A 26904-nucleotide genomic window follows, 5' to 3' on the forward strand; every position below is an offset into this window, starting at 1 on the left:
CGGGAACAGCGCGAGTCTTGTCTCGCGGTTTATGCCGATCCTCCTATTGTTGCGATCCCGTTCAACACCAGGAGTACTCCATGTTCCGCAATTCCGTCGCCGCGCTCGCGCTGCTGAGCCTGGCCGCCACCGCGCAGGCCAGCGACATGCCCGCCGCCGCTGCCGCCCCCGCCGCCAGCGACGTCACGCTGTCGGCCAACCTTACGCTGGCCAGCCAATACCGCTATCGCGGCTTGATGCAGACGAACAACAAGCCCGCCATCCAAGGCGGCTTTGACCTGGCCCATGCCAGCGGCTTCTATCTGGGTAATTGGAACTCCAGCATCAGTTGGCTGGGCGACAGCAACCCCGACGTGTCCGCGCCCGTGGAAATGGATTTCTACGGCGGCTACAAGGGCAATCTGGCCGAAGGCGTGCCGGTGGACCTGGGCATCTTGCAGTACTACTACCCGGGCGACTTTCCCTCGGGCTACACCAGCCCCGACACCACCGAGCTGTACGCCGGCATCGGCTACGGCCCGGTCATGTTCAAGTACTCCATCGCCCTGACCAACCTGTTCGGCTTCGCCGACAGCAAATACAGCCAGTACTTCGATGTGGCCGCCAACGTCGACACCGGGGTGTGGGGGCTGACACTCAACGCCCATGTGGGACGCCAGCTCGTGAAGAACGTAGACAACGGTTCCTACACCGATTGGAAGCTCGGACTGACCAAGGACTTTGGACAGGGCCTGTCCGTGTCGCTGGCCTACCTGGACACCAACGCGGACCGCGCCGTCTACACCAACACGCACGGTCGCGACATGGGCCGCGCGACCGGCTTGCTGTCGCTGACCAAGACCTTCTGAGCGCCCGGGCGTTGACGCGATTTTTACGCGCCGCGCCCGCCTTTTTCGGCAGGATTTACGGCGCGATTCCTATAGTGGAATCGTCATCAACCAACAGGAAACGCGGATCGCCGCCAGCGGCGCCTCCGCTCCGCCCACACCATGATTCCCCGACTGCAACCTGGCCGCCCTGCTTCGCGCGATCTCCCCCAAAGCTTGCCGCTGGCTCGTAGCCAGCAGGTAGCGCTGACGGTCAGGATCGATACGCTGGATGCGTTGAAGGTGCGCCTTGCGCTGCACCAGGCGCTGGGTGACCGGATCGGCATCTACCTGCTGTCGGTGGACCATGCCCACGCGCAAAGCACGCTGCAACTGCAATGCGCCCGCGACGAACTGGACGACATGATGCATGCCGTCATGCGCGGGTTGCCCCAGGCAGAATTCGGACCGGTGCGCGCGGCCACCGCCATCACGGGACGCTAGGCCATGGACATGCCGCTGACTTACATGCCGCCGACTCACATGCCGCTACCTCCGCGTTTTGAAGGCATCTGGCTGCCCATGGTCACGCCGCTGCGCGGCGGCTATGTGGACATGGACGCCGCGCAGGCACTGGCCCGCTACTACCGCAACGCCGGCATCGCCGGCCTGGTGCTGTTCGGTTCCACCGGCGAAGGCAACCTGCTCAGCCTGTCCGAGAAAATCGACATGGCCCAGGCCATTGCCAGCGATCCGCATGCACTGCCGCTGATCTTCGGCGCGGGCGGCGTAGACACGCGAGGCGTGGCCACGGCCATCCGGCGCCTGGACAAGCATTGCCCGGCGGGCTATCTCGTGCCGCCGCCTTATTATCTGGGCCCCTCGCAAGCCGGTATCCTGTGGCATTACCGGCAGATCGCCTGGGCCACTGAACGCCCGATCATCCTCTACAACATCCCCAAGCGCACGGGCGTGACCATGACGGTCGAGACCATGGAAGCGCTGGCCTTGCTGCCCAACTTTTCCGCCGTCAAGGAATGCAACCCGGCGGTGCTTGCCGCGCTGAACACGCGCGGCAAACTGGATGTGCTGTGTGGCGACGACCTGTCCTTGCTGGACCATTGGCTGGCTGGCGGACGCGGCGCCATCCCGGCCGCCGCGCATCTGTTTCCCGAACGCTATGTGGAAATCATGCGTCTGGCGCACGCGGGCCAGGCGCAAGCCGCGCGCGAGCTTTTCGAGCCGCTGCGCGCGCTGATCCGCCTGCTGTTCGCCGAACCGAATCCCGCGCCGATCAAGCGTGCGCTTGCCATGCAAGGGCTGATCGCCGACGAACTGCGCATGCCCATGATGCCCGCCAGCCGCGAACTCACCCCTCGCCTGCAACGCGCGATGAGCGCCCTGCAAGACTTGCCTAGCCGGCTGCAGACAGCTTGAATACCGACACCGCGCGCGCCAGGCCATCCGCCTGTTCGTGCAGGGTGGCTGCCGACGCGGCGAACTCCTGCACGAGCGCCGCGTTCTGCTGCGTCACGCTGTCCAGGTGCGTGACGGCTTGGTTGATCTGCTCGATACCCACGCTTTGCTCGGCCGACGCGGTGGCAATCTCGCCCATCAACGGTGCGCTGGTGGCCGCCGATTCCAGCACGCTGCCCATGGTTGCGCTGGCCTGGCCCACCCGATCGCTGCCGCGCGTGACGGAGTCCGACGAGGTCTCGATCAAGCCCTTGATCTCTTTGGCGGCCGTGGCGGAACGCTGGGCCAATGCCCGAACTTCGCCCGCCACCACCGCAAAGCCGCGCCCCTGCTCGCCCGCCCGCGCCGCTTCAACTGCCGCGTTCAAGGCCAGGATGTTGGTTTGAAAGGCAATCCCGTCGATCACGCTGATGATCTCGCCGATGCGTTGTGAACTATGTGAGATCTCGCGCATGGCGTCGATGGCGTGCTGCGTCTCTTCGCTGCCCTGGCGGGCCAGTTGCGCCGCCTGGCCAGCCAGGGAACTGACTTCGCGCACGTGTTCCGCGCTTTGCTTGGCGGTGGCCGTAATCTCTTCCACGCTGGCGGCGGTCTGCTCAAGCGCCGCGGCCTGCTTCTCGGTACGGTCGGACAGATCCATGCTGCCCGCCGCGATCTGGCGCGAGGCCGCCGCGATGGATCCCGTGGACTGCACGATCGTGCGCAAGGCGGCTTGCAGGCGGTCCTGCATGCGACCCATTCCTTCGAACAGGCGACCGATCTCGCCGCGATGGTGGTGCGACACGCTGCCGGACAAGTCACCATTGGCCACCCGCTCGCACAGCGCCACGGCCTCATCCAGGGGGCCGATCACATGCGTGCGGAAGAAGCGCAATGCCCCGATCAGCAGCAACGCCAGCAAGCCTAGCGTCACCCCCCCCTGGCGCCACAAGGTGCCGGTGAACGCGGCGTCGACATCATCCACATAGAGCCCGGTAAAGATCAGCCAGCCCCAATCCGCGTCATAGGCCGCGTAGCTGATTTTCGGCAGGGCCTCGTCGGCGCCCGGCCTCGGAAAGCGGTACTCCACATAGCCGCCGCCCGCCTTGCCTTCGGCATAGAGGTTTTCGAAGATCGGCAAGCCGTCCACATCCTTGATGGCGCGTACGTTCGTACCCACCAGCTTGGCGTCCGGATGTACCAGCAGCGCGTAGTCATCACCGAACACGCCCACGTAGCCATCGTCGCCGTAGCGCAGTTGCGCCAGGCGCCGCGCCACATTCTGCTTGGCCTGCGCCAGGGGCATGCCTTCGCTGACGCTTTGCTTGCCATTGCGCAGGATGCCTGCCGACAGGTCCAGCACATGACGCAATTCGGTCTTGCGCTCGGTCACCATCTCGGCGCGGCGCTGCCAGGCATCCCAGGCACCCAGCATCAGAACCACCGCGCCAATGGCGAACACGAACCACAACAGCTCCCTGCGCAGACTGGAATTTTTCACAGTCTCTCCTCGTTATTTTCCAATCGGCCGTATGAAACTTTTGACGGCAGAATGTGACGGTTTATGTATTGCGATCCGTCAGGATACGGTGACGCAGCAGGGTTTTCACTAGGAAGGCATGCGGCGATTGATCTAGCGCAAGGCCCATAAGAAAAACGCAAGGCCCAGGGGCCTTGCGTTCGGTAGTGCTTGCATTGCGGAGATTTCTGCGCGTGCCGTCAGCGCCGCAAGGCGCTCTTGGCCGCCTGCGCGACGCGTGGCGTCGTCAGCGCAATCAACGTCACGACGACCAGCGAATAGTTGGGCACGCTGCGCATGTTGCGGAACATCATCTCGGTCAGGCTGAAGGCGCAATAGCCCAGGCAGAACAACAGCCCCAACTGCGCGCCGACGCGAATCACCCTGTCATCGCTGGCCAGACGACGGAAGAATACCGCCGCCGGCACCAGGTACAGGACAAGAATCGTGATCAGGCCCAGCAGGCCGTATCCCGCCAACGCAGCCAACAGGTCGTTGTGCGGTTCTCCGTAGCCGTCGACAACCTCTTGGGTAACAACGCCCTGGGTTTGAAGCGTCCGCAGCTCTTCGCGGAACTTGCTGGGGCCCACGCCCACGATCGGACTCTTTTCGAACATCAGGAACGAGGCGTGCCACAGCTGCAAGCGGATGCCGAAGGACGTATCGCGGTTGGCCGAAGTCGTGAATCGTTGGACGTCTTTCGAGATCTCGTGCATCCGGCTGCTGAACGTCCAGATGGCCGCGGCGCTGGCAACCAGCGCCACACAGACCGCCAAGGCGCAATACACCTTGTGGCGGCGCTGCCAATTTCGCAAACCCAACAGGAACACCACCCCCAGGATAGGCAGCAGCATCCAACTGCTGCGCGTCTCGAACAACCAGGTGGCGATGACGGACAGCGCCACCGCCAACAGCTTCACCGCGACTTCGGCCCGCGGCCAGCGCGTGGAAGGACCAAAGCCCAGGGACAAGAGCGTCATGCCGCCAAACAACAGCGTCAGGTTCGCGAACCCCACGGCGTTGTAGCGCCCGCCAACATCGATCATCGCGCCACGGCTCTCGGTTTCCATGACGAAGATCAATAGCAGCGACCCGCCAAGGGCACCCGCCAGGATGCTCCACTGCACCAGCTTGAGCCATCGCTGCGGCGCGCGCAGCAACAGCCACAGCACCGGCAGCGCCAACGCGAAGCGCAGCAGCTTTTCAAGTTCGGAGCTACTCCATACGCCTCGCACCGCGGACGTGGCGAAAAGGCAGGCCAGCGGCAGCAGCAGCACCAAGGACATCGGCCACAAGGCGCCGAAATCCAACGGCTCGTACCGCTTGACTGCGTTGACCGCCAGCGCAGTCAGCGCGATCAGGGCGCTTAGATAAAGAATGGCGGGTCCGCCAACCGGGCTGGTCAGGGCCAGCGCGGGTACCAACAACACAAGCCACGTGGCTAAGGAAACATACATTCGGGGCACAGCGATCAGCCTGGAAAGAACAGCGCAAGCGCAACGCGCTTCATGCGGAATAGGTAGACAAAACCCGCCCGCCATGACGGCGGACGGGTTCAGCGGAACATCGCGGGAGGGTTCGCGAATTTACATGTTTTCGATCATGACCTGGCCAAAGCCCGAGCACGACACCTGGGTCGCGCCTTCCAGCAGGCGGGCGAAGTCATACGTGACCTTCTTGGACAGGATGGACTTTTCCATGCTGGAGATGATCAGGTCAGCGGCTTCGGTCCAGCCCATGTGGCGCAGCATCATTTCGGCCGACAGGATTTCGGAACCGGGGTTCACGTAGTCCTTGCCCGCGTACTTGGGCGCCGTGCCGTGGGTGGCTTCGAACATGGCGACCGAGTCCGACAGGTTGGCCCCCGGCGCGATGCCGATGCCGCCCACTTGCGCCGCCAGCGCGTCCGAGATGTAGTCGCCGTTCAGGTTCAGCGTCGCGATAACGTCGTATTCGGCCGGACGCAGCAGGATCTGCTGCAGGAAGGCGTCGGCAATCACGTCCTTGACGATGATCTCGCGGCCCGTCCTGGGGTTCTTGAACTTGCACCACGGACCGCCGTCGATCAGTTGCGCGCCGAATTCCTTCTGCAGCAGTTCGTAGCCCCAGTCCCGGAAGCCGCCTTCCGTGAACTTCATGATGTTGCCCTTGTGTACCAGCGTCAGCGACGTGCGGTCGTTGTCGATGACGTACTGCGCGGCCTTGCGCACCAGGCGCTCGGTGCCTTCGCGCGACACGGGCTTGATGCCGATGGACGAGGTGTTCGGGAAGCGGATCTTCTTCACGCCCAGCTTGGTCTGCAGGAACTGGATCAGTTCCTTGGCCTGCTCGCTTTCGGCCATGTATTCGATGCCCGCATAAATGTCTTCCGAGTTTTCGCGGAAGATCACCATGTTGGTCTTTTCGGGCTCACGCACCGGCGAGGGCACGCCCTTGAAGTACGCCACCGGACGCAGGCAGACGTACAGGTCCAGTTGCTGGCGCAGCGCCACGTTCAGCGAGCGGATGCCGCCGCCAACCGGGGTGGTCAACGGGCCCTTGATGGAGACCACGTAGTCCTTGACGACTTCCAGGGTCTCGTCGGGCAGCCAGACGTCCGGGCCGTAGACCTTGGTGGCCTTCTCGCCGGCATAGACTTCCATCCAGTGGATCTTGCGCTTGCCGCCATAGGCTTTTTGCACCGCGGCGTCGACAACCTTGATCATCACTGGGGTGATGTCGGCGCCCGTGCCGTCGCCTTCGATGAAGGGAACGATGGGTTGTTCAGGCACATTCAGCGAGAAATCAGCGTTGACCGTGATTTTCTGGCCGCCAGCGGGAACCTTGATATGTTGGTAGGACATGAATGCTCCATTTGCTCCGGGTGGTTTTTCTGCACGCGCCGCATCGGATAGCGTCCGATTCCGCAGGGAAAATCGCCCTCGCGAACCGCACACCGGATGGCGGATAGCAACCAATTCTATATCGCAAAGGCCCCGGGGCAACCGGCCGCCATCGGGCGCGCGGTAAAATAATGCGTCCTACACCGCATTCCGTCCCCACCGATGTTCAATCCCTCACGCGACCAAGTCCGCGAATTCTTTATCGACACCTGGCGCAAGCACCGCGCCAACGAGGTGCTGACTCCGCTCGAGGCCATCGCGCTGGACTGGATCATCGAGCATCCCGAATACCACGGCGACCTTGAAAGCCCAGAGGCCATGACCATGGACTACGCGGTGGAAAAGGGGCGCACCAATCCGTTCCTGCACCTGTCCATGCACCTGGCCATCGCGGAACAATTGTCCATCGATCATCCGCCCGGCATCCGTCTGGCCTACCAGCAGTTAACCGCACGCTCGGACGCCCACCACGCAGCCCATGAAATCATGGAATGCCTGGGGCAAGTGGTGTGGGAAGCGCAGCGGCTGGGCACGCCGCTGGACAGCGACAGCTATATCGACCTGATCCGCCGCCGCGCCAGCCTGTAAGGCGTAATTACTTGCGCACGCCCAGGTCGCTGGGCAGGGACGCCAGCCATGCCGACACGTTGGAAATATCCTGGTCGGACAATTGCGTGGCGAAAGCGCCCATGATGGGGTTCTTGCGTACGTTGGCGGTGGCTGCGCTGCCGGAGGCGCCACGCTTGTAGGCCTTCAGCGCGTGGACCAGGTAATCAGCGTGCTGGCCGGCCAGCGTGGGGTAGGACGGGTCCACCGCGGTCTTGGCGTCGGCGCCGTGGCACGACGCGCAATTGAATTTATCGAAAACGGCCTTGCCGGCGGCCAGGTCCTGCGCCTGGACGGAAGCGCCCGCCATGGCGAAAGTCGCGCCCAGAAGGGCAAGCATCGTGCGATTCATTGTTTGCCCCTTATTTGAGATTCGCGTAGTACGCGGCCAGATCGGCGATGTCCTGGTCGGACAGGCTGCCGGCAATGGCGTCCATCGTGGGATGGCTGCGCGCGCCTTTCTTGTACTCGTTGAGGGCGGTTTCGATGTACTTGGCGTTTTGGCCAGCAATCATCGGCACGTGATAGAGCTCGGGGAACGTCGCCTTGTAGCCTTCGATGCCGTGGCAACCGATGCACATGGAAACCTTGTCGCGGGCGTTTTGGATGTTACCGACAGGCGCTGCGTCAGCAGCAACAGCCTGGCCGGCGATCGCACAGGATGCTATCGCGGCCAACACGGAAACCGTGCACTTCAGAGAGGTTCGCAACTTCATTGGAATGGCTCTTCTTGGTATGGCTTAAGGACTAGGGCCTGCTCACACGTCGGCCCCCTGCAAACACGTTGCGGGTCGAACCCAACTGCAAAACCGCCTGATTGTACGATAATTGCTCAGGATTAATACCTTGCGTTGGGTATTGATCACCGTCAATCCTCGGAAGCCATCAGCCTATGTCCGCAGCCCAGTCCGCACACTCCGCCACGCCCGCCCGCTTCAACGGGACCGACTCTTACGTCGCCACCGACGACCTGAAACTGGCCGTCAACGCCGCCCTGACTTTGCAGCGCCCGCTGCTGATCAAGGGCGAGCCGGGCACCGGCAAGACCATGCTGGCCGAAGAAGTGGCGCGCGCGCTGGGCCGGCCCCTGCTGCAATGGCACATCAAGTCCACCACCAAGGCGCATCAGGGCCTGTACGAATACGACGCCGTGTCGCGCCTGCGCGACTCGCAGCTGGGTGACGAGAAAGTGCGCGACATCCGCAACTACATCGTGCAAGGCACCTTGTGGCAAGCGTTCCAAGCGGACGAACCGGTGGTGCTGCTGATCGACGAGATCGACAAGGCCGACATCGAATTCCCCAACGACCTGCTGCGCGAACTGGACCGCATGGAATTCCATGTGTATGAAACGCGCGAGACCATCTCCGCGCGCCATCGCCCGCTGGTCATCATCACGTCCAACAACGAGAAGGACCTGCCCGACGCATTCCTGCGCCGCTGCTTCTTCCACTACATCCGCTTCCCCGACCGCGACACCATGCGCGACATCGTCGCCGTGCACTACCCGCACCTGAAGCAGGACGTGCTGCGCGCGGCGCTGGACACCTTCTTTGCGCTGCGCGATGCGCCCGGCCTGAAGAAAAAGCCGTCTACCTCTGAACTGCTGGACTGGCTGCGCCTGCTGCTGGCCGAAAACGCCACGGCGGCCGAGATCGACGCCCACACGGCAACCGCCGTGCCGCTGATGGCCGGCGCGCTTCTGAAGAACGAGCAAGACGTGCACCTGCTGGAACGCCTGGCGGCCATGACCCGCGGCGGCCAGCGCCGCTGATCCCCACGCCACCGGCCGCCCGCCCATGCTGATCGACTTCTTCTACCACCTTCGGGCGCACAAGCTGCCCGTCTCGGTCAAGGAATACCTGACCCTGGTGGACGCCCTGCGCCACGACCTGATGGCGCCCACGCTGGACGAGTTCTACTTCCTGGCACGCGCCACGCTGGTCAAGGACGAATCACTCTACGACCGCTACGACAAGGCCTTTGGCGCCTACTACAAGGGCATCCAGGCAGCGCTGCCGGCGGACAAGGAAATCCCGCTGGACTGGCTGATAAAAGAGTTCGAGAAGAACCTGTCGCCCGAAGAAAAAGCCGCCATTGAAAAGCACGGCTGGGACAAACTGATGGAGCTCTTCAAGGAACGCATGGAAGAGCAGAAAGAGCGCCACGCGGGCGGCAGCAAATGGATTGGCACCGGCGGCACCTCGCCGTTCGGCAACGGCGGTTATCACCCCGAAGGCATCCGCGTGGGCGGCGCATCGGCGGGCAACCGCTCGGCGGTCAAGGTCTGGGACATGCGCCAGTTCAAGGACTACGACGATCAGGTCGAACTGGGCACGCGCAACTTCAAGGTGGCGCTGCGGCGCTTGCGCCGTTTTGCGCGCCAAGGCGCCGACATGGAACTGGACCTGGACGACACCATCGCCAGCACCGCGCGCAACGCCGGCCACCTGGACCTGCGCATGGTGCCCGAACGCCACAACACCGTAAAGGTGCTGATGCTGCTGGACGTGGGCGGCAGCATGGACGACCACATCGGCCGCGTGGAAGAATTGTTTTCAGCGGCGCGCAGCGAATTCCGCAATCTGGAAGTCTATTACTTCCACAACTGCCCGTACGAAAGCCTGTGGCAAAGCAACCGCCGCCGCCAGAACGAACGTTTCGACACCTGGGACGTGCTGCGCAAGTACAACCCGGACTGGCGGCTGATCATCGTCGGCGACGCCACCATGAGCCCGTACGAAATCCTGCAACCCGGCGGGTCCGTCGAACACTACAACAAGGAACCTGGCGCACAGTGGATGCGGCGGCTGCTGGATGCCTGGCCGAAATCGGTGTGGCTCAACCCCGAGCCCACCGCGTCGTGGCAATACCGTCAGTCCATCGCGCTGATGCGCGACATCATGCAGGACCGCATGTATCCGGTCACCGTCGCGGGCCTGGAACAAGCGATGCGGGTCCTCTCCAAATAAGCCTTACCCATCCACCGGCTGCTCAGGCGTATCCAGCGTCAACTGATAAAACGCCAGATCCAGCCAGCGGCCGAACTTGAAGCCCGCTTCGCGGATTGTGCCGGCGTGCTTGAACCCCAGCTTCTCGTGCAGGCGGATGCTGCCGTCGTTGGAGGCGTCAATGCCGCCGACCAGCACGTGCACCTGATTGGCACGCGCTCGTTCGATCAGCACGCGCATCATTGCTTCGCCCAGGCCCCGGCCGCGAAAACGCCCGTCCACGTAGACGGAATGCTCAACGGAATACTTGAACGCGGGCCAGGCGCGGAAAGTGCCATAGCTGGCAAACGCCATCAGTTCGCCAGCCGCGTTTTCAAACCCGACCACCGGAAAGCCGCCCTGCTGCTTGGTCTGGAACCAACCCGACATCGCTTCGCGCGGCCGGGGCTTGTAGTCGTACAGCGCGGTGGAATTGACGATGGCGTCGTTGAAGATGGCCAGTATCTGATCCGCGTGGCGTTCGTACGTGCAATCGACAAGGGTTGCGCCGTCGGGCGCGTGGGTATCAGCGGGCGAGTTCATGGCGAAAAATTGTACTGTCACGGCCCGCATTTGTAGCCGCTCGCAACGGCCCTTGGCACAAAAAAAACCGCCGATCCGGCGGTTCAGTAAGGTGTTGCCGCTTCTGGCCACTCTCAGGCGGCGCGGCTCTCCACAGATCGGTTGGTGGCGGACGCGTGGCGCAGGCCGGGGCACTTGCGCCATGAAAGCTCGTCCGCATCCATGTCCAGGTCAAACAGATCATTGGCGGCCGGCCACGGATGGCTGCGCACGGCCGCGCCTTCCATCTCAAGCACATGTCCGGCGAACCCACGGGGCGAACCGCCGCATTCCGCGAAGTATCGTTGTGCGTTCAAGTCCACCACATAGGTGGTCATATCATGGGTCAGTATGGCCACGAATTGGCCGTCATCACTGGCATAGGCGTACTGAAACTGCCCTTTGATTCCGTCGCCGCTCAAGGCGCTACCGGTCAATTGGGACAGAGCACGCGTGACGATTTCGGTCAGCATGGGTCGTTCCTCCGAAAAATGCGCCGGCAGGATGCCGGCAGCGAAGGCGCGAACGACAAGCACCGGCGCCGCGCATGCGGCGGCGTCTGGCGTTGGACGGGAAGCCGGGTAGACGGCTGTCGCGCATCCCGTCGGCAACAGCTACTACGTTTGAAAAAGCTTACACCCGCAAGCCGGACGACCTCAAATTTGCCTTGTGCACGAAGGATATTGCAGCGCAGCACCCTCTGGTGGCGCTGCTTTCGACGGCTTATGCCGCCGCAACCGGCATGCCGCCTGGCTCTGCGTCACCGTTATTTCGACCCATCCAATGCTCCCGACGCAGGCGATAAAGCACATGCTCACGCAGCGGGTGGCCCGGGGACAACGCCGGATGATCAAACGTGCCGGCATCTGCCTGCATGCCAAGCCGCGCCATCACCGCGCGTGATCGCTGATTGCCCACCGCCGTGAACGCCACGATTTCATCCAGCCTGACCTGTTCGAACCCGACGCGCAGTGCCGCTTCAGCGGCTTCGCTGGCATAGCCACGCCCCCAAAACGGCTGCGCCAGACGCCAGCCCACTTCGATCCCCGGCGCGAACGGCAGCATCGCCGGCATGGGCTTGATGCCGACAAAGCCGATGAACGGCGCCACACCGGGCGCTTCAACGGCCCAGAACCCCCAGCCATGCTCGTCAATGCCCGCCGCCAGCCGTGCGGCCAGCGCATCGCTTTCCTGTGCCGACAGCGGCAGCAGGAACTCGGTCACGCGCGGATCCGCGTTCATTTCCGCGAACGGCTGGCGGTCATCCGCGCGCCATTGCCGCAGCACCAGTCGCGACGTTTCTACTTCCAGCGATAACGACATGTCGCACTTCCTTGTATTGCGTCTCAGGCTTGCAGCGCCTGAACCATTGCCAACGTATACACTCCAACGGATTCTGCCATGCGAAAGGAATTGTTTGCCATGCGCCTGTCCCTGTCGAAGCTGCCGCGCCCATTGGGTGCGCTGCTGTTCTCCTCCTTCCTGGCCTTTCAGGCCGGCGCCGCCAATCTTCCGGCCGGCGTCTCGGAGGCCGCCTCGGTTGAAGGCATCACTGAATACCGCTTGGCCAATGGCTTAAGGGTGCTGCTGGTACCCGACGAGTCCAAGCCGTCGACCACCGTCAACATGACCTACCTGGTGGGCTCGCGCAACGAGAACTACGGCCAGACCGGCATGGCGCACCTGCTGGAACACATGCTGTTCAAGGGTACGTCCACCACGCGCAACGCCATGGGCGAATTTTCGCGTCGTGGCCTGCAGGCCAACGGCTCCACCTCCAGCGACCGCACCAACTACTTCGCCAGTTTCGCCGCCAACCCCGACACCCTCAAGTGGTACCTGGGCTGGCAAGCCGACGCCATGGTTAATTCCCTGATCGCCAAGGAAGACCTGGATTCGGAAATGACCGTGGTCCGCAATGAAATGGAAAGCGGCGAAAACAGCCCGTCGCGCATCCTGATGCAAAAAATGCAGGCGGCCGCCTACCAGTGGCACAGCTACGGCAAGAACACCATCGGCGCCCGCTCCGACGTTGAAAACGTGGACATCGGCCAGCTTCGCGCCTTCTATCACGAGTACTACCAGCCCGATAATGCCGTGCTGATCGTGGCCGGCAAGTTCGACCCCCAGGCCACCCTGGCGGACATTGAACAAACGCTGGGCAAGCTGCCCAAGCCCGACCGCAAGTTGCCGCCCGAGTACACCGTGGAACCGGTGCAGGACGGCGAACGTTCGGTCACCTTGCGTCGTGCCGGCGGCACGCCGCTGGTAGCCGCCATGTACCACATCCCCGCCGCCGGCAGCCCCGATTTCGTGCCGCTGGACCTGGCCACCGTCATCCTGTCGGATACGCCGTCGGGCCGCCTGTACCACGCGCTGGTCGCCACGAAAATGGCCTCGGGCGTGTTCGGCTTCACCATGGAAAACCGCGATCCCGGCCTGGCGATGTTCGGCGCGCAATTGCCGCCGGGCAAAGACCTGGACGCTGCCATGAAGACGCTGACCGGCACGCTGGAATCGCTGGGTAAAACGCCTTTCACGCAACAGGAACTGGATCGCGCGCGCAGCAAATGGCTGACCGCCTGGGAACAAACCTACAGCGATCCCGAGCAGGTCGGTGTGGCGCTGTCCGAAGCCATCGCCGCTGGCGACTGGCGCTTGTTCTTCCTGCAGCGCGACCGCGCCCGCAAGGCCACGCTGACTGAAGTCCAACAAGCCGCAACCACCTATCTGCTGCAAAGCAATCGCATCGAAGGCCGCTACATTCCCACGGAAAAGCCGCTGCGTGCGCCGCAAACGCAGCGCGTGGACCTGACTGCCGTGTTCAAGGACTACAAGGGCGATCCGGACTTCAAGGCGGCATCCGCCTTTGACCCCACGCCCGAAAACATCGACAAGCTGACGCAAAGAAAAACACTGGAGCTCGCCAACGGGCCGGTTCAGTTGGCGCTGTTGCCCAAGGCCACGCGCGGCAGCCGCGTGCAGGCGCAGATGCTGATTCAATTCGGCAATGAAAAAGATCTGCTTGGCCAGCGCGTAAACTCGAGCGCCGCGGCGGATCTGCTGATCCGTGGCACGGCCAAGCTGTCGCGCCAGGAAATCCAGGACCGCCTGGACAAGCTGCAGGCCGAACTGGGCTTCAGCGGCGGCGGCACGACGCTGAAAATCGCCATGTCGACCAAGGGCGAGAACCTGCCCGAGCTGACCGCGCTGGCATTGGAAATCGTGCGCAACGCCAACTTCCCCAAGGAACAGTTGGACGAATACCAGCGCCAGCTTGAAACCTCGATCCAGAACGCCATGACCGAGCCCACGGCCTTGGCCGGACGCGCCCTGGCGCGCCAGGACAACCCGTGGCCCGCTGACGACCTGCGCTACGTGCCGACGTTTGAAGAGTCCTTGGCCAGCGTGCGCGGCCTGAACCGCGACGCGCTCGCCAAGTTCCACGCCAAGTTCTACGGCGCCGGCAAGATCGAGTATTCCGCCGTGGGCGACTTCGACCCCGCGGCTGTCGAAAAGGCCATCACCACGGGCCTGGCCGGTTGGAAGAAGGCGCCCGCCTACACCCGCGTGCCCAACCCGTATCGCGACATTCCCGCCAAGCAGTTCGACATCGATACGCCCGACAAGGCCAACGCCTTCTACGTGTCGCGCATGCCGTTGAAGCTGCAAGACACGGATGCGGACTACGCGGCCCTGTATCTGGCCAACTACCTGTTCGGTGCGTCTGAAACGTCACGCTTGTGGAACCGCGTGCGCGAAACCGAAGGCCTGTCCTACAACGTGCGCAGCTCGCTGTCGGTCTCGTCGTTCGAACCCAGCGCCAGTTGGACCATGTACGCCATTTACGCCCCCCAGAATCGTGACCGCCTGGAAAAGGCCATCAACGAGGAACTGGCGCGCGTGCTGAAGGACGGCTTTTCCGACAAGGAAGTGGCGGATGGCATCAACGCGCTTCTGAACTACCGCAACCTGGCCCGCGCGCAAGACGACATCCTGGCCAGCACCTGGCTTGACTACCTGCAACGCGGCCGCACGTTTGAGTGGTCAGCCGAGATGGACAAGAAGATCTCCGCCTTGACGCCCGACGCGGTCAATGCCGCGCTACGCAAGTACCTGCGCGCCGACGGTTTCAGCACCGCGGTCGCGGGCGACTTCAAAAAGAAAGCCGCGCCCTGAGCGTTTGCCGCCCCCAAAACCCCTGCCTCGTGCAGGGGTTTTTTTGCGTCAACGGATGTGAACCGGGCGATCCATCCGCTCGTCTGGTCTGCATAACCCTACGAAAAACGGTGATATTTACCAGAATCGAACGAATTACTCGATTATTTGGAAATATCTTTTCAGGTATTAAGGGTTTATCCCAAGTGGGATAGCGCGCAGAATTCAGTCATCGGGAACAAACAACGAACCACGACGGTAATGCCGGATTCGCTCCCATCCAAGATGACACGGAGGTCTCAATCATGAAAACCCTAACCACCACCCTGCTGCTATCCCTGGCTTTGGTTGGCGTTGGCGCCCAAGCCGCCGGCGTTGAACAAGCCAAGACCCGCGACCAGGTCGCGACCGAATTGCAGCAAGCCAAGGCCAACGGCCAATACACGTTCGGCGAACTGGACTACCCGCCCGCCCTGCCCCAAGCCGCCAGCTTGAGCTCGCAAGACGTGCAAGCCCAGTTGCAACAAGCCAAGATCAGCGGCGAATACACCTTCGGCGAACTCGAATACCCGCCCACCACTTCCGCGCCGGCCAGCGTGAAGACCCGCGCCGACGTCCAGCAAGAACTGGCCCAAGCCAAGGCCAGCGGCCAATACACGTTCGGCGAGCTCGACTACCCGCCGACCACCCGGTGAGCTGCTTGCTGTAGCCCGGCCGGTCTCAGGCGGCATCATGGCCTGGGACCGGTTTTTTACGGCATTTCGCCGACCGGCTTCGCCACGGCATGTAGGATGGGTGAAGCGCGCACCGCTCCCTGCAAGAACCCCACCCCCCCATCGCGCGCAACCCATCAAGCAGCGCCCCCCCAAAAAATCCCCCGCAAGACCGCAAAATCCCCCGCAAGACCGCAAAAAAAAAGCCGCGACCAAATGAACTGCACCCCAGAAGTTGGACACCCGTCCGACCTTTGGGGTGTTTTTCATGACGAAGTACGATGAGCGATTCAAGCTGAATGCGGTAAGGCATTACTTAGCTGGCCAGCTTGGCTATCGAGAGGTGGCCCGCAGCCATGGGATCGAGCATTCGATGCTGCGCCGTTGGGTAGCGAGCTACGAGCAGCACGGCAGTGCTGGGCTAGCCAAGAAGTTCAGTCATTACGATGCGGCGTTCAAGCAGGAGGTGCTTGGGCGGATAGACCTTGATGGCCTGTCAGATCGCCAGGCTGCGGCGCTCTATGACATTCGTCACGCGGGCAGCATCGGCATCTGGCGCGCCCAGTATGATGCTGGGGGAGCAGGCGCGTTGGCGCCGCGAACTAAAGGTAGACGTCCCATGCCGCATAAATACCCTCCGGCACCGACCCCCAAAGACATGACCGAGGACGAGTTGCGCAAAGAGAATGCCTATCTGCGTGCGGAGCTCGACTACCTAAAAAAATTGAAGGCCTTGATCCAAGCGGAACGGACCGAAGCGCTCGTCAAAAAGCGCAAATGGTCCAAGGATTAAGGTCAGCCCATCCGCTGACATTGTTGCTGCGCGCAGCCCGGCTGTCGCGCAGCACGTTTTACTACCATCTGAAGGCGCAGGGCGCGGCGGACAAGTACGCCGGGCTCAAGGCCAGGATCGGTGCCGTCTATGCCCGCAACAAGGGGCGCTACGGCTATCGCCGGATCACCTCGGTGCTGCGCCAGGCCGGCGAACTGATCAACCACAAGACGGTGCAGCGCCTGATGCAGGCGCTGGGGATAAAATCGCTAGTGCGGGCCAAGAAATATCGCTCATACCGTGGCGAGGTAGGCCGGATCGCACCGGATTTGCTCAAGCGCCAGTTCGAGGCGTCTGGCCCCAACCAGAAGTGGGCTACCGACGTGACCGAGTTCAACGTCCAGGGCAAGAAGCTGTATCTGTCCCCGGTGATGGACCTGTACAACGGCGAGATCGTGGCCTATCAAACCGAGCAGCGCCCGGTGTTCGGCCTGGTGACCAAGATGCTGAAAAAGGCCTTCGCCAAGCTCAAACCCTTGGATACGCCGTTGCTGCACTCGGATCAGGGCTGGCAATACCAGCAACGCGCCTACCGGCGCCTGCTAGCCGAGCGCGCCGTCACCCAGAGCATGTCCCGCAAGGGCAACTGCCTGGACAACGCCGCCATGGAGAGCTTCTTCGGCACGCTCAAGTCGGAGTTCTTCCATCTGAACCGCTTCGAGAGCATCGAGCAGCTACAGGCCGGCATCCGCCGCTACATCCACTACTACAATCACCACCGCATCAAGCTCAAGCTAAAAGGCCTGAGCCCGGTTCAATACCGGACCCAGGCCTTCGGCCCTTAGCTTTTAACTGTCCAACTTCTTGGGGTCAGTTCACAAATTCGCGGCTTTTTCCCATCCCTCAGCCCTATCAGCTGAAGAACTCCTTCACCCGATCCGTCCAGGACTTGCTTTGCGGCGAGTGGCGGTCGCCCCCGTCGTTCAGCGACGTCTCGAACTGGCGCAGGATGCTCTTTTGGTCCTCGCTCAGGCGCACCGGCGTTTCCACCACCACGTGGCAGTACAGATCACCCGGATAGCTGCCCCGCACGCCGCGAATACCCTTGCCGCGCAAACGGAAGGTTTTACCGGACTGCGTTCCCTCGGGAATCGAAATCTCGGCCTTGCCGCCCAACGTCGGCACCTGCAATTCGCCGCCCAACGCCGCCGTGGTGAACGGAATGGTCAGCTCGCAGTGCAGGTCGTCGCCATCGCGCTGGAAGATCTTGTGCTGCTTGATGTGGATTTCCACATACAAGTCGCCCGGAGGACCGCCGTTGATGCCCGGTTCGCCATTGCCGCTGGAGCGGATACGCATGCCGTCATCGATACCGGCCGGAATCTTCACCTGCAGCGTCTTGTTGCGGCGGATACGACCCACGCCGTCGCACGCCGGGCAGGGATCAGTGATTTCCTTGCCGTTGCCGTGGCAGGTCGGGCAGGTTTGCTGCACGCTGAAGAAACCCTGCTGCATGCGCACCGCGCCCGAACCTCCGCAAGTGCGGCAGGTCTTGGGCGACGTGCCGGCCTTGGCGCCGGAGCCGTGGCAGGTATCGCAGTGCTCCCAGCTCGGTACGCGGATTTCGGTGTCGAACCCGGCCGCGGCCTGTTCCAACGTGATTTCCAGCGCGTACTTCAGGTCGGCCCCGCGGTACACCTGCGGGCCGCCGCCGCGACGGCCACCGCCGCCAGCGCCTCCAAAGATCTCGCCGAAAATATCGCCGAAGGCGTCGGCAAAGCCGCCGCCCATCCCCGCCCCGCCCATGCCGGCGGAATTGGGGTCCACGCCTGCATGGCCATAGCGGTCATACGCAGCGCGCTTCTGTTCATCACCCAGGACCTCGTAAGCTTCCTTGGCTTCCTTGAACTTCTCTTCGGCTTCTTTGCTGTCCGGATTGCGGTCCGGGTGGTATTTCATGGCCAGCTTTCGATAGGCCTTCTTGAGTTCGTCGTCCGAGGCGTTCTTTGCCACGCCCAGAACTTCGTAATAGTCGCGTTTTGCCATGATCCGTGGGCTCAAAAACGAGCCATCTTTTCAGTGCTACAGAATGAGTACGCCCGGTAGGCGGATTTCTCCGGCTACCGGGCGGCAGAGGCTGGTCAGCGCCCGGCCATTATTGGTCGCGCTTGACTTCCTTGAAGTCGGCGTCAACGACGTTGTCGTCCACCGGCTTCGCGTTATCGGCCGCTTGCTGCTGGCCGGCGGCTTGCTGCGCCTGCATGTCGGCGTACATCTTTTCGCCCAGCTTCTGCGATGCGGTCGACAGGGCTTCCACCTTGGCGTCGATCGCGGCCTTGTCGCCTTCTTTCAGCGTGTCTTCCAGGTCCTTGATGGCGGCCTCGATGCTTTCCTTTTCGGAAGCCTCGAGCTTGTCGCCGTACTCGGTCAAGGACTTGCGGGTGGCGTGCACCAGCGCGTCGGCCTGGTTGCGCGACTGAGCCAGCTCGGCAACGCGGTGATCTTCCTCGGCGTTGGCCTCGGCATCCTTGACCATGCGCTGGATCTCGTCTTCCGACAGACCCGAGTTGGCCTTGATGGTGATCTTGTTTTCCTTGCCGGTGCCCTTGTCTTTCGCGGACACGTGCAGGATGCCGTTGGCGTCGATGTCGAACGTGACTTCGATCTGCGGCATGCCACGCGGCGACGGCGGAATCCCTTCAAGGTTGAACTCGCCCAGCGCCTTGTTGCCCGCGGCGATTTCGCGTTCGCCCTGGAACACCTTGATCGTCACGGCCGGCTGGTTGTCGTCAGCGGTCGAGAAGGTTTGCGAGAACCGGGTCGGGATCGTCGTGTTCTTCTGGATCATCTTCGTCATCACGCCGCCCAGGGTTTCGATACCCAGCGACAGCGGCGTCACGTCCAGCAGCAGCACGTCCTTGCGGTCGCCCGACAGCACGGAACCTTGAATGGCGGCGCCGGCGGCGACGGCTTCGTCAGGGTTCACGTCCTTGCGCGGTTCCTTGCCGAAGAATTCCTTCACCTTTTCCTGAACCTTGGGCATGCGGGTCATGCCGCCGACCAGGATCACGTCGTCGATGTCGGAAACCTTCACGCCGGCGTCCTTGATGGCGACGCGGCAGGGTTCGATCGTGCGTTCGATCAGTTCTTCGACCAGCGCTTCCAGCTTGGCGCGCGAGATCTTCAGGTTCAAGTGCTTCGGGCCCGAGGCGTCCGCCGTGATGTACGGCAGGTTGATTTCGGTTTGCTGCGCCGAAGACAGTTCGATCTTGGCCTTTTCAGCCGCTTCCTTCAGGCGTTGCAGGGCCAGCACGTCCTTGGACAGATCCACGCCTTGTTCTTTCTTGAACTCGGCAATGATGTAGTCAATGATGCGCTGGTCGAAGTCTTCGCCGCCCAGGAAGGTGTCGCCGTTGGTCGACAGCACTTCAAACTGCTTTTCACCGTCGACGTCAGCGATTTCGATGATGGACACGTCGAACGTGCCGCCACCCAAGTCATAGACGGCGATCTTGCGGTCGCCCTTTTCGGTCTTGTCCAGGCCAAAGGCCAACGCAGCCGCGGTGGGTTCGTTGATGATGCGCTTGACTTCCAGACCAGCGATGCGGCCGGCGTCCTTGGTGGCCTGGCGCTGGCTGTCGTTGAAGTAGGCGGGCACGGTGATGACGGCCTCGGTCACTTCTTCGCCCAGGTAGTCCTCGGCGGTCTTCTTCATCTTGCGCAGCACGTCGGCCGACACTTGGGGAGGCGCCATCTTCTTGCCGCGCACTTCCACCCAGGCGTCGCCGTTGTCGGCGCGAGCAATGGTGTAGGGCATCAGGTCGATGTCCTTTTGCACTGCCTTTTCTTCGAACTTGCGGCCGATCAGGCGCTTCACGGCGTACAGCGTGTTGCGCGGGTTGGTCACGGCCTGACGCTTGGCAGGCGCGCCGACCAACGTCTCGCCGTCGTCCATGTAGGCGACGATCGAGGGAGTGGTGCGAGTGCCTTCCGCGTTTTCAATGATTTTGACCTGCCCGCCGTCCATGACAGCCACGCAGCTGTTGGTCGTGCCCAGGTCAATGCCAATAATCTTGCTCATGGTGGGTTACCTTGAATTGAATCTATGAAAATAGAGGAAAACTTCTTGTCCCCACATAACTGGGGTTGCTCGCAGTGTTTTCAAGACGTCGGGCTTGAATTTTCCGCAATCGGATCCTGCAAGCGCTGGATCGCCGCCGTGAATTGGGGCAATCCGGGCCAACCGGTGATGCGCCCCAACCGTTTGCCGGCCCGATACAGCACAAAAGTGGGGACACCATGCAGCGAAAAGCGCCGGCCCAAGGGTTCGTCGGCGTAGACGTCAGCCTCGAACCAGGTCAAGCCCAGGTTCCGCAAACTATCCTGGTGCAGCAGCGCCGCCTGCTTGAAAAGATTGCAGTTATAGCAATCCTGCCCCCACAAAAACACGCAACGCAGATCCGTTCCCGGCGCCTGGACCACGGCGGCGTCGAATCCCGCGGTGTCGACATGACGCATGCCGAACACCTGGAAGACTTGAGCCGGATCGAAGCGGGGACCGGTCATGGCGCGCGGGGTGCGGTTCAGCCTTGGCCGGCGGACACAACCACCAGCGCCGGGCGCAACGTGCGGTCGGCGATGACGTAGCCCTTTTGCAGCAACTGCACCACGGTATTGGCGGGCTGCTCATGGGGAATGGACGAAATTGCCTGATGCAGGTGCGGGTCGAACTTGTCGCCCTGGGCCGGCGCAATGTCTTTCAGCATGTTGCGCTCGAACGCGGCGGACAACTGCTTCAAGGTCACTTCGACGCCTTCGCGCAGCGTTTGAACGGTCTGGTCGGGCTGGGCCAATGCAGCTTCCAGGCTGTCTTTCACCGGAACCAGGCTCTCGGCAAACGATTCAATGCCGAACTTACGCGCCTTGGACACTTCTTCCTGGGCGCGGCGGCGCACGTTTTCAGCTTCGGCTTGCACACGCAGAAGCTGGTCGTGCTGCTCATTGACGGTAGCCTGGGCCGCGTCCAACTGGGCGCGCAACTCGTTCAGCTCGGCCTGAGCGTCGTCCTGGGCGGCGGGGGCCGCGTCGGCGTTTTGGCCGACTTCGGGCGTCTGATCTGCAGGCTCGTGGGGTGCCGTCATGGGGAATCCTCCAAAAAGAATGGCTTTCGCAGACATGAATGGGGGCCAATACCCCTATTTCAAGCCCGGGAAAGCGAAATATTCCCTGACGGCGCCCGCCCTGGCCCGGGCGGGCTTGGCCGCTTACTTTTTGCCCGGTTGCGCGGGCGCGGCCGGGTCGCTGGCCGGAAAGCTTTCCTTGAGCGCGCGGTCAACCTGCTTGTCGTCATCGTCGGGATCCGGACGGATCGCGATGGGGTCGCTGGCCGGGAAGGTCTCCGCCAGCGCTTCGTCCAGGTCGTGCTCGACCTGATCTTCGTCCACGGGGGTCGCGACCGCCCCCTTTTTCACTTCCTTGCCGCTCTTGGGATCATGGTGCATGCGCCTTCTCCTTCAAGTCCGTGTTGACCTGGATCTTCAACGGCCAACCCTGCAAGTTTCGTTCCACCAGAGTAGCCAAGCCGGCGATCCATGCAGGGTCGTCGTTCAGCGCGGGGATGTACCGAAACTGCTTGCCGCCCGCCTCGATAAAGGCGTCGCGGCATTCCAGGCTGATCTCTTCCAGGGTTTCCAGACAGTCTGCCACAAATCCCGGACACACCACATCCACCTCGGTAACCCCCGATGCGGCCAAGGCCTTGAGCGTCGGCTCGGTATAGGGTTCGAGCCAACGGGCCGTGCCGAAGCGGCTTTGGAAGGTCACTTCAATCTGCTCACGCGGCAGGGACAGGCGTTGCGACAGCAGGCGCGCCGATTCCATGCAATCGCGGTAATAAGGGTCACCCAGCTCAATGGAATAACGCGGCAAACCGTGGAAGCTCATGACCAGTTTCTGCGGCTTGCCGTGGTCGCGCCAGAAGGATTCGATGCGGGCAGCCAGCGGGTCCAGCCAGAGCGGGTCTTCGTGGAACCGCTTGGTGAAGCGCAGTTCGGGCTGGTCGCGCAAACGCGCGGCATGCCGGGTCACGGCGTCCACCACGGTGGCGGTGGTGCTGGCGGCGTACTGCGGGTACAGCGGCACGGTCAGGATGCGCTCGCAACCGGCCGCGCGCAGGCGGGAGATCGTGTCCGGAATGGACGGGTTGCCGTAGCGCATGCCCAACTCGACCACGGCGTCGATGCCCGCCACTTCCAGCGCGGCGCGCACGCCGTCCGCCTGCCGCCGGCTGTAAACCATGAGCGGCGAGCCGTCCTTCAGCCAGACGCCGGCATAGCGCGGCGCGAGCTTCTTGGGACGCAAGGTCAGCACCAGCCCATGCAGAATGGGCTTCCAGAGATAGCGGGGGATTTCAATGACGCGGGGGTCGGACAGGAATTCGCCCAGGTATTTGCGGATGCCTGGTATGTCCGGGGTATCCGGCGTGCCAAGGTTGACCAGCAGCACCCCGACCTTGCTCGGCGCGCGTGCAGGCGGGTCTTCGTTGAAGGGGTCATCCTGCTCGGTTTCCGGCAGGTAGCGTTCAGGCCACAAATACTTGAACAGGCGAAGAAACACAAAAACTCCCCTTCCTCCGCAAGGAGGATGTAGCTTTGAATGGAACTACTGATTGTGGCTAAGGGCGTTGGACAGCAGGCGAGCCGTGATGTCCACAATGGGAATCACGCGTTCGTAAGCCATGCGGGTCGGGCCGATGACTCCCAGCGTGCCCACCACCTTGCCGTCCACCCCGTAAGGCGCCGTGATGACCGAAACCTCTTCCATCGGCACCAGTTGGGAATCGCCGCCGATATAGATCTGCACGCCCTGCGCCCGGCTGGACACGTCCAGCAGTTGAAGCAGATCGGTCTTTTTTTCGAACAGCGAGAACATTTTGCGCAGGCGGTCCATGTCGGACGCAATGTCGGTCACGTCCAGCAGCTTGCGCTCGCCGGAAATGACCATGGCGTCGCCGTCCTCGGCGGCTTCGGCGCTGGCCTCGACCGCCGCCTGCATCAGGCGCGAGATGTCTTCGCGCAGTTGTGCCAGTTCCGTGGACAGCGTCTGGCGCACCGCGTTGAAGGACTTGCCCGCGAAGTGCATGTTGAAGAAATTGCCGGCTTCCAGCAATTCGGCTTCGGCGTAGTCGCGCTGTACGAACAGAATGCGGTTCTGGACGTCGCCGTCAGGCGTGACGATGATCAGCAACACGCGCTTGTCGGACAGACGAATGAATTCAATCTGGCGAAACACCTGGGCGCGCTTGGGCGTCAGCACCACGCCGGCAAACTGCGTGAGGTTCGACAGCAAGGCGGCGGCCGCATTGACGGCACGGGTGGGTTCCGCGGCCGACAGCATTTCGCCGATGTTGTGAGGCTGCAATTGATACTGCTGAACCGCCAGCAGGGAATCGACGAACATGCGATAGCCCCGCGGCGTGGGAACGCGGCCGGCGGAGGTGTGCGGGCTATGGATCAGCCCCAGCTCTTCCAGATCCGCCATGACATTGCGGATTGTGGCTGGGGACAAGTCGAAGACTTTCGATAGCGTCCGCGAGCCGACAGGCTGCCCATCGGCGATGTAGCGTTCTATCAACGCTTTCAGTAGTGCGCGTGCGCGGTCATCCATAGCAGGTATTTTAGGGAATCTTTTCCAATTAAGGCGATTTTTGTCCCGCAAGCCGATATGCGGCCCCATATAATCGGCTAATCCGCCCATTCCGGGTAGATTTTGACCTTCGGGTCCCGCCTTTTTGATTCGCCCGCATCCATGCACTTTCCTACCGTCGCCCTGATCGGCAGATACCAGGACACCGGCCTGGACACCCCGCTGAGAGCCCTTGCGCACGCGCTGACGCAAGCGGGCAGGCATGTGCTCATCGATGCGGACACCGCCCGCAACACGGGCCTGACCGAATACCCGGTGGCTACCCTCGAAGAGATCGGCCAAAATGCGTCGCTGGCCGTCGTGATGGGCGGCGACGGCACCGTGCTGGGCGCGGGCCGGCATCTGGCGCCCTACGGCGTGCCGCTGGTGGGCATCAACCATGGGCGGCTGGGCTTCATTACCGATATTCCCTTGCAGGACGCGCACGGCGCCTTGGCCCGCGTGCTGGAAGGCAGCTTCCAGATCGAAGAACGCATGCTGCTCGAAGGCAGCGTATGGCGCGGCGACCAGAAAATGTATTCGGCGTCGGCACTCAACGACGTCGTGCTGAACCGCGCCGGACGCGGCGGCATGATTGAAGTGCGCGTCGAACTGGACGGCGCTTTCATGTACACGCAGCGCGCCGACGGCCTGATCATCGCCACGCCCACCGGCTCAACCGCCTATGCGCTGTCGGCCAACGGCCCCATCCTGCACCCCGGCTTGAACGCCATGGTGCTGGTGCCCGTGGCGCCGCAAACGCTGTCGAACCGCCCTATCGTCATTCCCGACACCGGCGTGCTGAACATGACGCTTACCGCCATGGGCCGCGTGGAAGTCGGCGCCAGCGTGCATTTCGACATGCAGACCTGGTCGGACCTGCAACCCGGCGACCGTATCGTCGTGCAGCGCGCGCCGCACACCATCCGCTTCGTGCATCCCGAGGGCTACAGCTTCTTTTCCACCCTGCGCCGCAAGCTGCACTGGAACCTGATGCCCCAAGCCACCGACAACGTAGAGTAGTAAGCGCCCCGACATGCTGCGCACCCTGCATATCCGCGACTTCGTCATTGTCGAACAGACCGAGATCCATTTCGGCTCCGGCTTTACCGTGTTCTCCGGCGAGACCGGCGCCGGCAAATCCATCCTGGTGGACGCCCTGGCGCTGACGCTTGGCGAACGCGGCGACGCCAGCATGCTGCGCGAAGGCGCGCCGCGCGCCGACATCACCGCCGTGTTCGATACCCCCAAGTCACTGCACGCCTGGCTGGCCGAACGCGAAATAGACGCCGACGACGAACTCTCGCTGCGCCGTGTCATCGATGCGCAAGGCCGCAGCCGCGCCTATATCAACGGCACGCCGGCCACCGTGGGGCAATTGCGCGAGCTGGGCGACAGCTTGGTCGACATCCATGGCCAGCACGCCCATCAAAGCCTGATGCGCCCCGACGCCCAACGCGATCTGCTTGACGCCCACGGCGGCCATGGCGATCTGCGCCAGGCCGTGGGCCAGGCCTGGAAGCAATGGCGCGCGCTGGCACGCCAATTGGAAGCCGCCGAAAAAGACGCCGCCAGCCTGGCTAACGAGCGCGAGCGCCTGCAATGGCAGGTTGATGAGCTTGATCAACTGGCGCTGGGGCCGGACGAATGGGACGCCCTGCAATCCGAGCACACGCGCCTGTCGCATTCCCAGTCGCTGCTGGATGGCGCCTCGCAAATCCTGGAAGGGCTGGATGGCGAAGGCGATTCCGCGCACCACCGCGTCACCGCCGCCAATCACCGCATTCACCAAATGCTGCGGCACGACCCCGGCCTGCAAGGCGTGTACGACGAACTGGAGTCCGCCCGCATCGCCATCAGCGAAGCCGTGTCCGACTTGAACAACTATGTCAGCCGTGTCGACCTTGACCCCAAGCGGCTGGCCGACGTGGAAGCGCGCCTGGGCCTGGTGTTTGAAACCGCGCGGAAATTCCGTGTCGAGCCCGACGCGCTGTGCGAACTGCGCGATTCCCTGCATGCCGAACTGACTGCGCTGCAAGCGGCGGGCGACATCGACGCGCTGCGCGCGCAGTCGACAGCCGCCCAGGCGCAATACGACGCTGCCGCCGCCAAGCTGACGACGGCCCGCCGCAAAGTAGCCAAAGACCTCGGCAAGCAAGTCACGCTGGCTATGCAGACCCTCGCCATGCAAGGCGGGAAGTTTGAACCCACGCTGACGCCCGGCGCGCCGTCCGCGCACGGCAACGAGCAGGTGGAATTCCTGGTGGCCGGCCACGCCGGCACCACGCCGCGCCCCTTGGCCAAGGTGGCTTCGGGCGGCGAGTTGTCACGCATTTCCCTGGCACTGTCCGTCATTGCCAGCCGCGCGGCGCGTGTGCCCACGCTGATCTTCGACGAGGTCGACAGCGGTGTGGGTGGCGCGGTGGCCGAAGCGGTGGGCAAGCTCTTGCGCGAACTGGGCGAACGCCATCAAGTGCTGTGCGTGACCCACCTGCCCCAGGTGGCGGCTTGCGCCAACAACCAGTTCCTGGTCAGCAAGACCGAATCGCGCGGCACCACGCGCTCCAGCATCGAAGAACTGGACGCCGCGGCGCGCGTCGAGGAAATTGCCCGCATGCTGGGGGGCATCAAACTCACCGCGACCACCCGCGAACACGCCCGCGAAATGCTGGAAGGTTTCGGCCAACCCGCCGCCTGACGCCGTGCGAGTTCAGGTTCTTGCATACAAAACGCACATAAAAAAAGCCCCTTCTATTAAA

At 62.8% G+C, this 26904-nt stretch carries 26 protein-coding genes; 11 read left to right on the forward strand and 15 right to left on the reverse strand.

Annotated elements, in window-relative coordinates:
- Positions 1-80 precede the first annotated feature (80 nt).
- From CVS48_RS00325 to dapA, 3 genes are all read left to right on the forward strand, one after another.
- Complete coding sequence (locus tag CVS48_RS00325) at positions 81-848, forward strand: TorF family putative porin (RefSeq protein ID WP_100852839.1); 768 nt, start codon at positions 81-83, stop codon at positions 846-848.
- Between the two features lie 141 nt (positions 849-989).
- On the forward strand, positions 990-1310 hold the full coding sequence (locus CVS48_RS00330) for a hypothetical protein (protein ID WP_242001133.1): 321 nt from the start codon (positions 990-992) through the stop codon (positions 1308-1310).
- Between the two features lie 9 nt (positions 1311-1319).
- Positions 1320-2243 carry a 4-hydroxy-tetrahydrodipicolinate synthase gene (gene dapA, locus CVS48_RS00335; protein WP_242001132.1) on the forward strand — a complete coding sequence of 308 codons (924 nt, stop codon included), beginning with the start codon at positions 1320-1322 and terminating at the stop codon, positions 2241-2243.
- Here dapA and CVS48_RS00340 read toward each other — a convergent pair.
- The 3 genes from CVS48_RS00340 to icd form a co-directional block, all read right to left on the reverse strand.
- Positions 2221-3762 carry a methyl-accepting chemotaxis protein gene (locus CVS48_RS00340; RefSeq protein WP_100852841.1) on the reverse strand — a complete coding sequence of 514 codons (1542 nt, stop codon included), beginning with the start codon at positions 3760-3762 and terminating at the stop codon, positions 2221-2223. The two genes, dapA and CVS48_RS00340, sit on opposite strands and share 23 nt — an antisense overlap.
- A 218-nt stretch (positions 3763-3980) precedes the next feature.
- Complete coding sequence (locus CVS48_RS00345; RefSeq protein ID WP_419191421.1) at positions 3981-5246, reverse strand: O-antigen ligase family protein; 1266 nt, start codon at positions 5244-5246, stop codon at positions 3981-3983.
- A gap of 120 nt (positions 5247-5366) precedes the next feature.
- Complete coding sequence (icd, locus tag CVS48_RS00350; protein WP_050447222.1) at positions 5367-6623, reverse strand: NADP-dependent isocitrate dehydrogenase; 1257 nt, start codon at positions 6621-6623, stop codon at positions 5367-5369.
- A gap of 201 nt (positions 6624-6824) precedes the next feature.
- On the opposite strand from icd, the gene CVS48_RS00355 reads away from it, so the two are divergent.
- Complete coding sequence (locus tag CVS48_RS00355; RefSeq protein WP_100852843.1) at positions 6825-7250, forward strand: DUF1841 family protein; 426 nt, start codon at positions 6825-6827, stop codon at positions 7248-7250.
- Positions 7251-7257: 7 nt separating this feature from the next.
- On the opposite strand, the gene CVS48_RS00360 is transcribed toward CVS48_RS00355, so the two are convergent.
- Positions 7258-7620, reverse strand: coding sequence for a c-type cytochrome (locus tag CVS48_RS00360; RefSeq protein WP_100852844.1), 363 nt, complete (start codon positions 7618-7620; stop codon positions 7258-7260).
- A 10-nt stretch (positions 7621-7630) separates the two neighbouring features.
- Complete coding sequence (locus CVS48_RS00365) at positions 7631-7984, reverse strand: c-type cytochrome (protein ID WP_100852845.1); 354 nt, start codon at positions 7982-7984, stop codon at positions 7631-7633.
- Between the two features lie 176 nt (positions 7985-8160).
- On the opposite strand from CVS48_RS00365, the gene CVS48_RS00370 reads away from it, so the two are divergent.
- Both CVS48_RS00370 and CVS48_RS00375 read left to right on the forward strand, forming a co-directional pair.
- The gene (locus CVS48_RS00370; RefSeq protein ID WP_100852846.1) at positions 8161-9042 is read left to right on the forward strand and encodes an AAA family ATPase; all 882 of its coding nucleotides are present in this window, start codon (positions 8161-8163) and stop codon (positions 9040-9042) included.
- Between the two features lie 25 nt (positions 9043-9067).
- Entirely contained in the window at positions 9068-10240 is a 1173-nt protein-coding gene (locus tag CVS48_RS00375; protein WP_100852847.1) for a vWA domain-containing protein, read from the forward strand.
- A 3-nt stretch (positions 10241-10243) separates the two neighbouring features.
- On the opposite strand, the gene CVS48_RS00380 is transcribed toward CVS48_RS00375, so the two are convergent.
- From CVS48_RS00380 to CVS48_RS00390, 3 genes are all read right to left on the reverse strand, one after another.
- Positions 10244-10801: a GNAT family N-acetyltransferase gene (locus CVS48_RS00380; RefSeq protein ID WP_100857456.1), complete on the reverse strand. Its 558-nt coding sequence runs from the start codon at positions 10799-10801 to the stop codon at positions 10244-10246.
- Between the two features lie 113 nt (positions 10802-10914).
- Entirely contained in the window at positions 10915-11292 is a 378-nt protein-coding gene (locus CVS48_RS00385; RefSeq protein ID WP_100852848.1) for a hypothetical protein, read from the reverse strand.
- Positions 11293-11542: 250 nt separating this feature from the next.
- Positions 11543-12142, reverse strand: a complete 600-nt coding sequence (locus CVS48_RS00390) for a GNAT family N-acetyltransferase (RefSeq protein ID WP_100852849.1) — start codon at positions 12140-12142, stop codon at positions 11543-11545.
- A 99-nt stretch (positions 12143-12241) separates the two neighbouring features.
- Here CVS48_RS00390 and CVS48_RS00395 point away from each other — a divergent pair, with 99 nt between their 5' ends.
- The 3 genes from CVS48_RS00395 (at position 12242) to CVS48_RS00405 (ending at position 17307) form a co-directional block, all read left to right on the forward strand.
- Positions 12242-14998, forward strand: coding sequence for a M16 family metallopeptidase (locus CVS48_RS00395; RefSeq protein WP_100857457.1), 2757 nt, complete (start codon positions 12242-12244; stop codon positions 14996-14998).
- Positions 14999-15282: 284 nt separating this feature from the next.
- Complete coding sequence (locus CVS48_RS00400; protein ID WP_100852850.1) at positions 15283-15672, forward strand: DUF4148 domain-containing protein; 390 nt, start codon at positions 15283-15285, stop codon at positions 15670-15672.
- Between the two features lie 286 nt (positions 15673-15958).
- Positions 15959-17307, forward strand: a protein-coding gene (locus CVS48_RS00405) for an IS3 family transposase (protein WP_419191420.1) whose coding sequence is annotated in 2 segments (ribosomal slippage) — positions 15959-16441 and positions 16444-17307 — 1347 coding nt in all. Because the reading frame shifts where the segments join, the coding sequence is not laid out codon by codon here.
- A gap of 67 nt (positions 17308-17374) precedes the next feature.
- Here CVS48_RS00405 and dnaJ read toward each other — a convergent pair.
- The 7 genes from dnaJ to hrcA form a co-directional block, all read right to left on the reverse strand.
- Positions 17375-18508 carry a molecular chaperone DnaJ gene (gene dnaJ / locus CVS48_RS00410; protein WP_100852851.1) on the reverse strand — a complete coding sequence of 378 codons (1134 nt, stop codon included), beginning with the start codon at positions 18506-18508 and terminating at the stop codon, positions 17375-17377.
- Positions 18509-18617: 109 nt separating this feature from the next.
- Entirely contained in the window at positions 18618-20543 is a 1926-nt protein-coding gene (gene dnaK, locus CVS48_RS00415; RefSeq protein ID WP_050447234.1) for a molecular chaperone DnaK, read from the reverse strand.
- A gap of 80 nt (positions 20544-20623) precedes the next feature.
- Positions 20624-21028, reverse strand: coding sequence for a thioredoxin family protein (locus tag CVS48_RS00420; RefSeq protein WP_100852852.1), 405 nt, complete (start codon positions 21026-21028; stop codon positions 20624-20626).
- A gap of 17 nt (positions 21029-21045) precedes the next feature.
- On the reverse strand, positions 21046-21603 hold the full coding sequence (grpE, locus tag CVS48_RS00425) for a nucleotide exchange factor GrpE (RefSeq protein ID WP_050447236.1): 558 nt from the start codon (positions 21601-21603) through the stop codon (positions 21046-21048).
- Positions 21604-21726: 123 nt separating this feature from the next.
- Complete coding sequence (locus CVS48_RS00430) at positions 21727-21963, reverse strand: hypothetical protein (protein WP_100852853.1); 237 nt, start codon at positions 21961-21963, stop codon at positions 21727-21729.
- A complete protein-coding gene (hemH, locus tag CVS48_RS00435; protein WP_100852854.1) occupies positions 21953-23077 on the reverse strand; it encodes a ferrochelatase in 1125 nt (374 codons plus the stop codon). The genes CVS48_RS00430 and hemH overlap by 11 nt, the downstream gene beginning before the upstream one ends.
- A 45-nt stretch (positions 23078-23122) precedes the next feature.
- Positions 23123-24127 carry a heat-inducible transcriptional repressor HrcA gene (gene hrcA, locus CVS48_RS00440; RefSeq protein WP_050447240.1) on the reverse strand — a complete coding sequence of 335 codons (1005 nt, stop codon included), beginning with the start codon at positions 24125-24127 and terminating at the stop codon, positions 23123-23125.
- 141 nt (positions 24128-24268) lie between these two features.
- Here hrcA and CVS48_RS00445 point away from each other — a divergent pair, with 141 nt between their 5' ends.
- Both CVS48_RS00445 and recN read left to right on the forward strand, forming a co-directional pair.
- Complete coding sequence (locus CVS48_RS00445) at positions 24269-25168, forward strand: NAD kinase (RefSeq protein WP_100852855.1); 900 nt, start codon at positions 24269-24271, stop codon at positions 25166-25168.
- A gap of 13 nt (positions 25169-25181) precedes the next feature.
- Positions 25182-26843, forward strand: coding sequence for a DNA repair protein RecN (gene recN / locus CVS48_RS00450; RefSeq protein WP_100852856.1), 1662 nt, complete (start codon positions 25182-25184; stop codon positions 26841-26843).
- Positions 26844-26904 lie beyond the last annotated feature (61 nt).

This window comes from Achromobacter spanius (assembly GCF_002812705.1).
Lineage (GTDB): Bacteria > Pseudomonadota > Gammaproteobacteria > Burkholderiales > Burkholderiaceae_B > Achromobacter > Achromobacter spanius.

Excerpts from the sequence above, each read along its gene's own strand:
- CVS48_RS00325 (WP_100852839.1), top strand. The coding sequence starts at position 81 with ATGTTCCGCAATTCCGTCGCCGCGCTCGCGCTGCTGAGCCTGGCCGCC.
- CVS48_RS00365 (WP_100852845.1), bottom strand. The coding sequence starts at position 7,984 with ATGAAGTTGCGAACCTCTCTGAAGTGCACGGTTTCCGTGTTGGCCGCG.
- CVS48_RS00390 (WP_100852849.1), bottom strand. The coding sequence starts at position 12,142 with ATGTCGTTATCGCTGGAAGTAGAAACGTCGCGACTGGTGCTGCGGCAA.
- CVS48_RS00430 (WP_100852853.1), bottom strand. The coding sequence starts at position 21,963 with ATGCACCATGATCCCAAGAGCGGCAAGGAAGTGAAAAAGGGGGCGGTC.
- CVS48_RS00375 (WP_100852847.1), top strand. The coding sequence starts at position 9,068 with ATGCTGATCGACTTCTTCTACCACCTTCGGGCGCACAAGCTGCCCGTC.
- recN (WP_100852856.1), top strand. The coding sequence starts at position 25,182 with ATGCTGCGCACCCTGCATATCCGCGACTTCGTCATTGTCGAACAGACC.
- CVS48_RS00380 (WP_100857456.1), bottom strand. The coding sequence starts at position 10,801 with ATGAACTCGCCCGCTGATACCCACGCGCCCGACGGCGCAACCCTTGTC.
- hrcA (WP_050447240.1), bottom strand. The coding sequence starts at position 24,127 with ATGGATGACCGCGCACGCGCACTACTGAAAGCGTTGATAGAACGCTAC.
- dnaK (WP_050447234.1), bottom strand. The coding sequence starts at position 20,543 with ATGAGCAAGATTATTGGCATTGACCTGGGCACGACCAACAGCTGCGTG.
- CVS48_RS00400 (WP_100852850.1), top strand. The coding sequence starts at position 15,283 with ATGAAAACCCTAACCACCACCCTGCTGCTATCCCTGGCTTTGGTTGGC.
- CVS48_RS00385 (WP_100852848.1), bottom strand. The coding sequence starts at position 11,292 with ATGCTGACCGAAATCGTCACGCGTGCTCTGTCCCAATTGACCGGTAGC.
- CVS48_RS00370 (WP_100852846.1), top strand. The coding sequence starts at position 8,161 with ATGTCCGCAGCCCAGTCCGCACACTCCGCCACGCCCGCCCGCTTCAAC.
- dnaJ (WP_100852851.1), bottom strand. The coding sequence starts at position 18,508 with ATGGCAAAACGCGACTATTACGAAGTTCTGGGCGTGGCAAAGAACGCC.
- CVS48_RS00445 (WP_100852855.1), top strand. The coding sequence starts at position 24,269 with ATGCACTTTCCTACCGTCGCCCTGATCGGCAGATACCAGGACACCGGC.
- CVS48_RS00355 (WP_100852843.1), top strand. The coding sequence starts at position 6,825 with ATGTTCAATCCCTCACGCGACCAAGTCCGCGAATTCTTTATCGACACC.
- CVS48_RS00395 (WP_100857457.1), top strand. The coding sequence starts at position 12,242 with ATGCGCCTGTCCCTGTCGAAGCTGCCGCGCCCATTGGGTGCGCTGCTG.
- grpE (WP_050447236.1), bottom strand. The coding sequence starts at position 21,603 with ATGACGGCACCCCACGAGCCTGCAGATCAGACGCCCGAAGTCGGCCAA.
- CVS48_RS00360 (WP_100852844.1), bottom strand. The coding sequence starts at position 7,620 with ATGAATCGCACGATGCTTGCCCTTCTGGGCGCGACTTTCGCCATGGCG.
- dapA (WP_242001132.1), top strand. The coding sequence starts at position 1,320 with ATGCCGCTGACTTACATGCCGCCGACTCACATGCCGCTACCTCCGCGT.
- CVS48_RS00420 (WP_100852852.1), bottom strand. The coding sequence starts at position 21,028 with ATGACCGGTCCCCGCTTCGATCCGGCTCAAGTCTTCCAGGTGTTCGGC.
- CVS48_RS00330 (WP_242001133.1), top strand. The coding sequence starts at position 990 with ATGATTCCCCGACTGCAACCTGGCCGCCCTGCTTCGCGCGATCTCCCC.
- icd (WP_050447222.1), bottom strand. The coding sequence starts at position 6,623 with ATGTCCTACCAACATATCAAGGTTCCCGCTGGCGGCCAGAAAATCACG.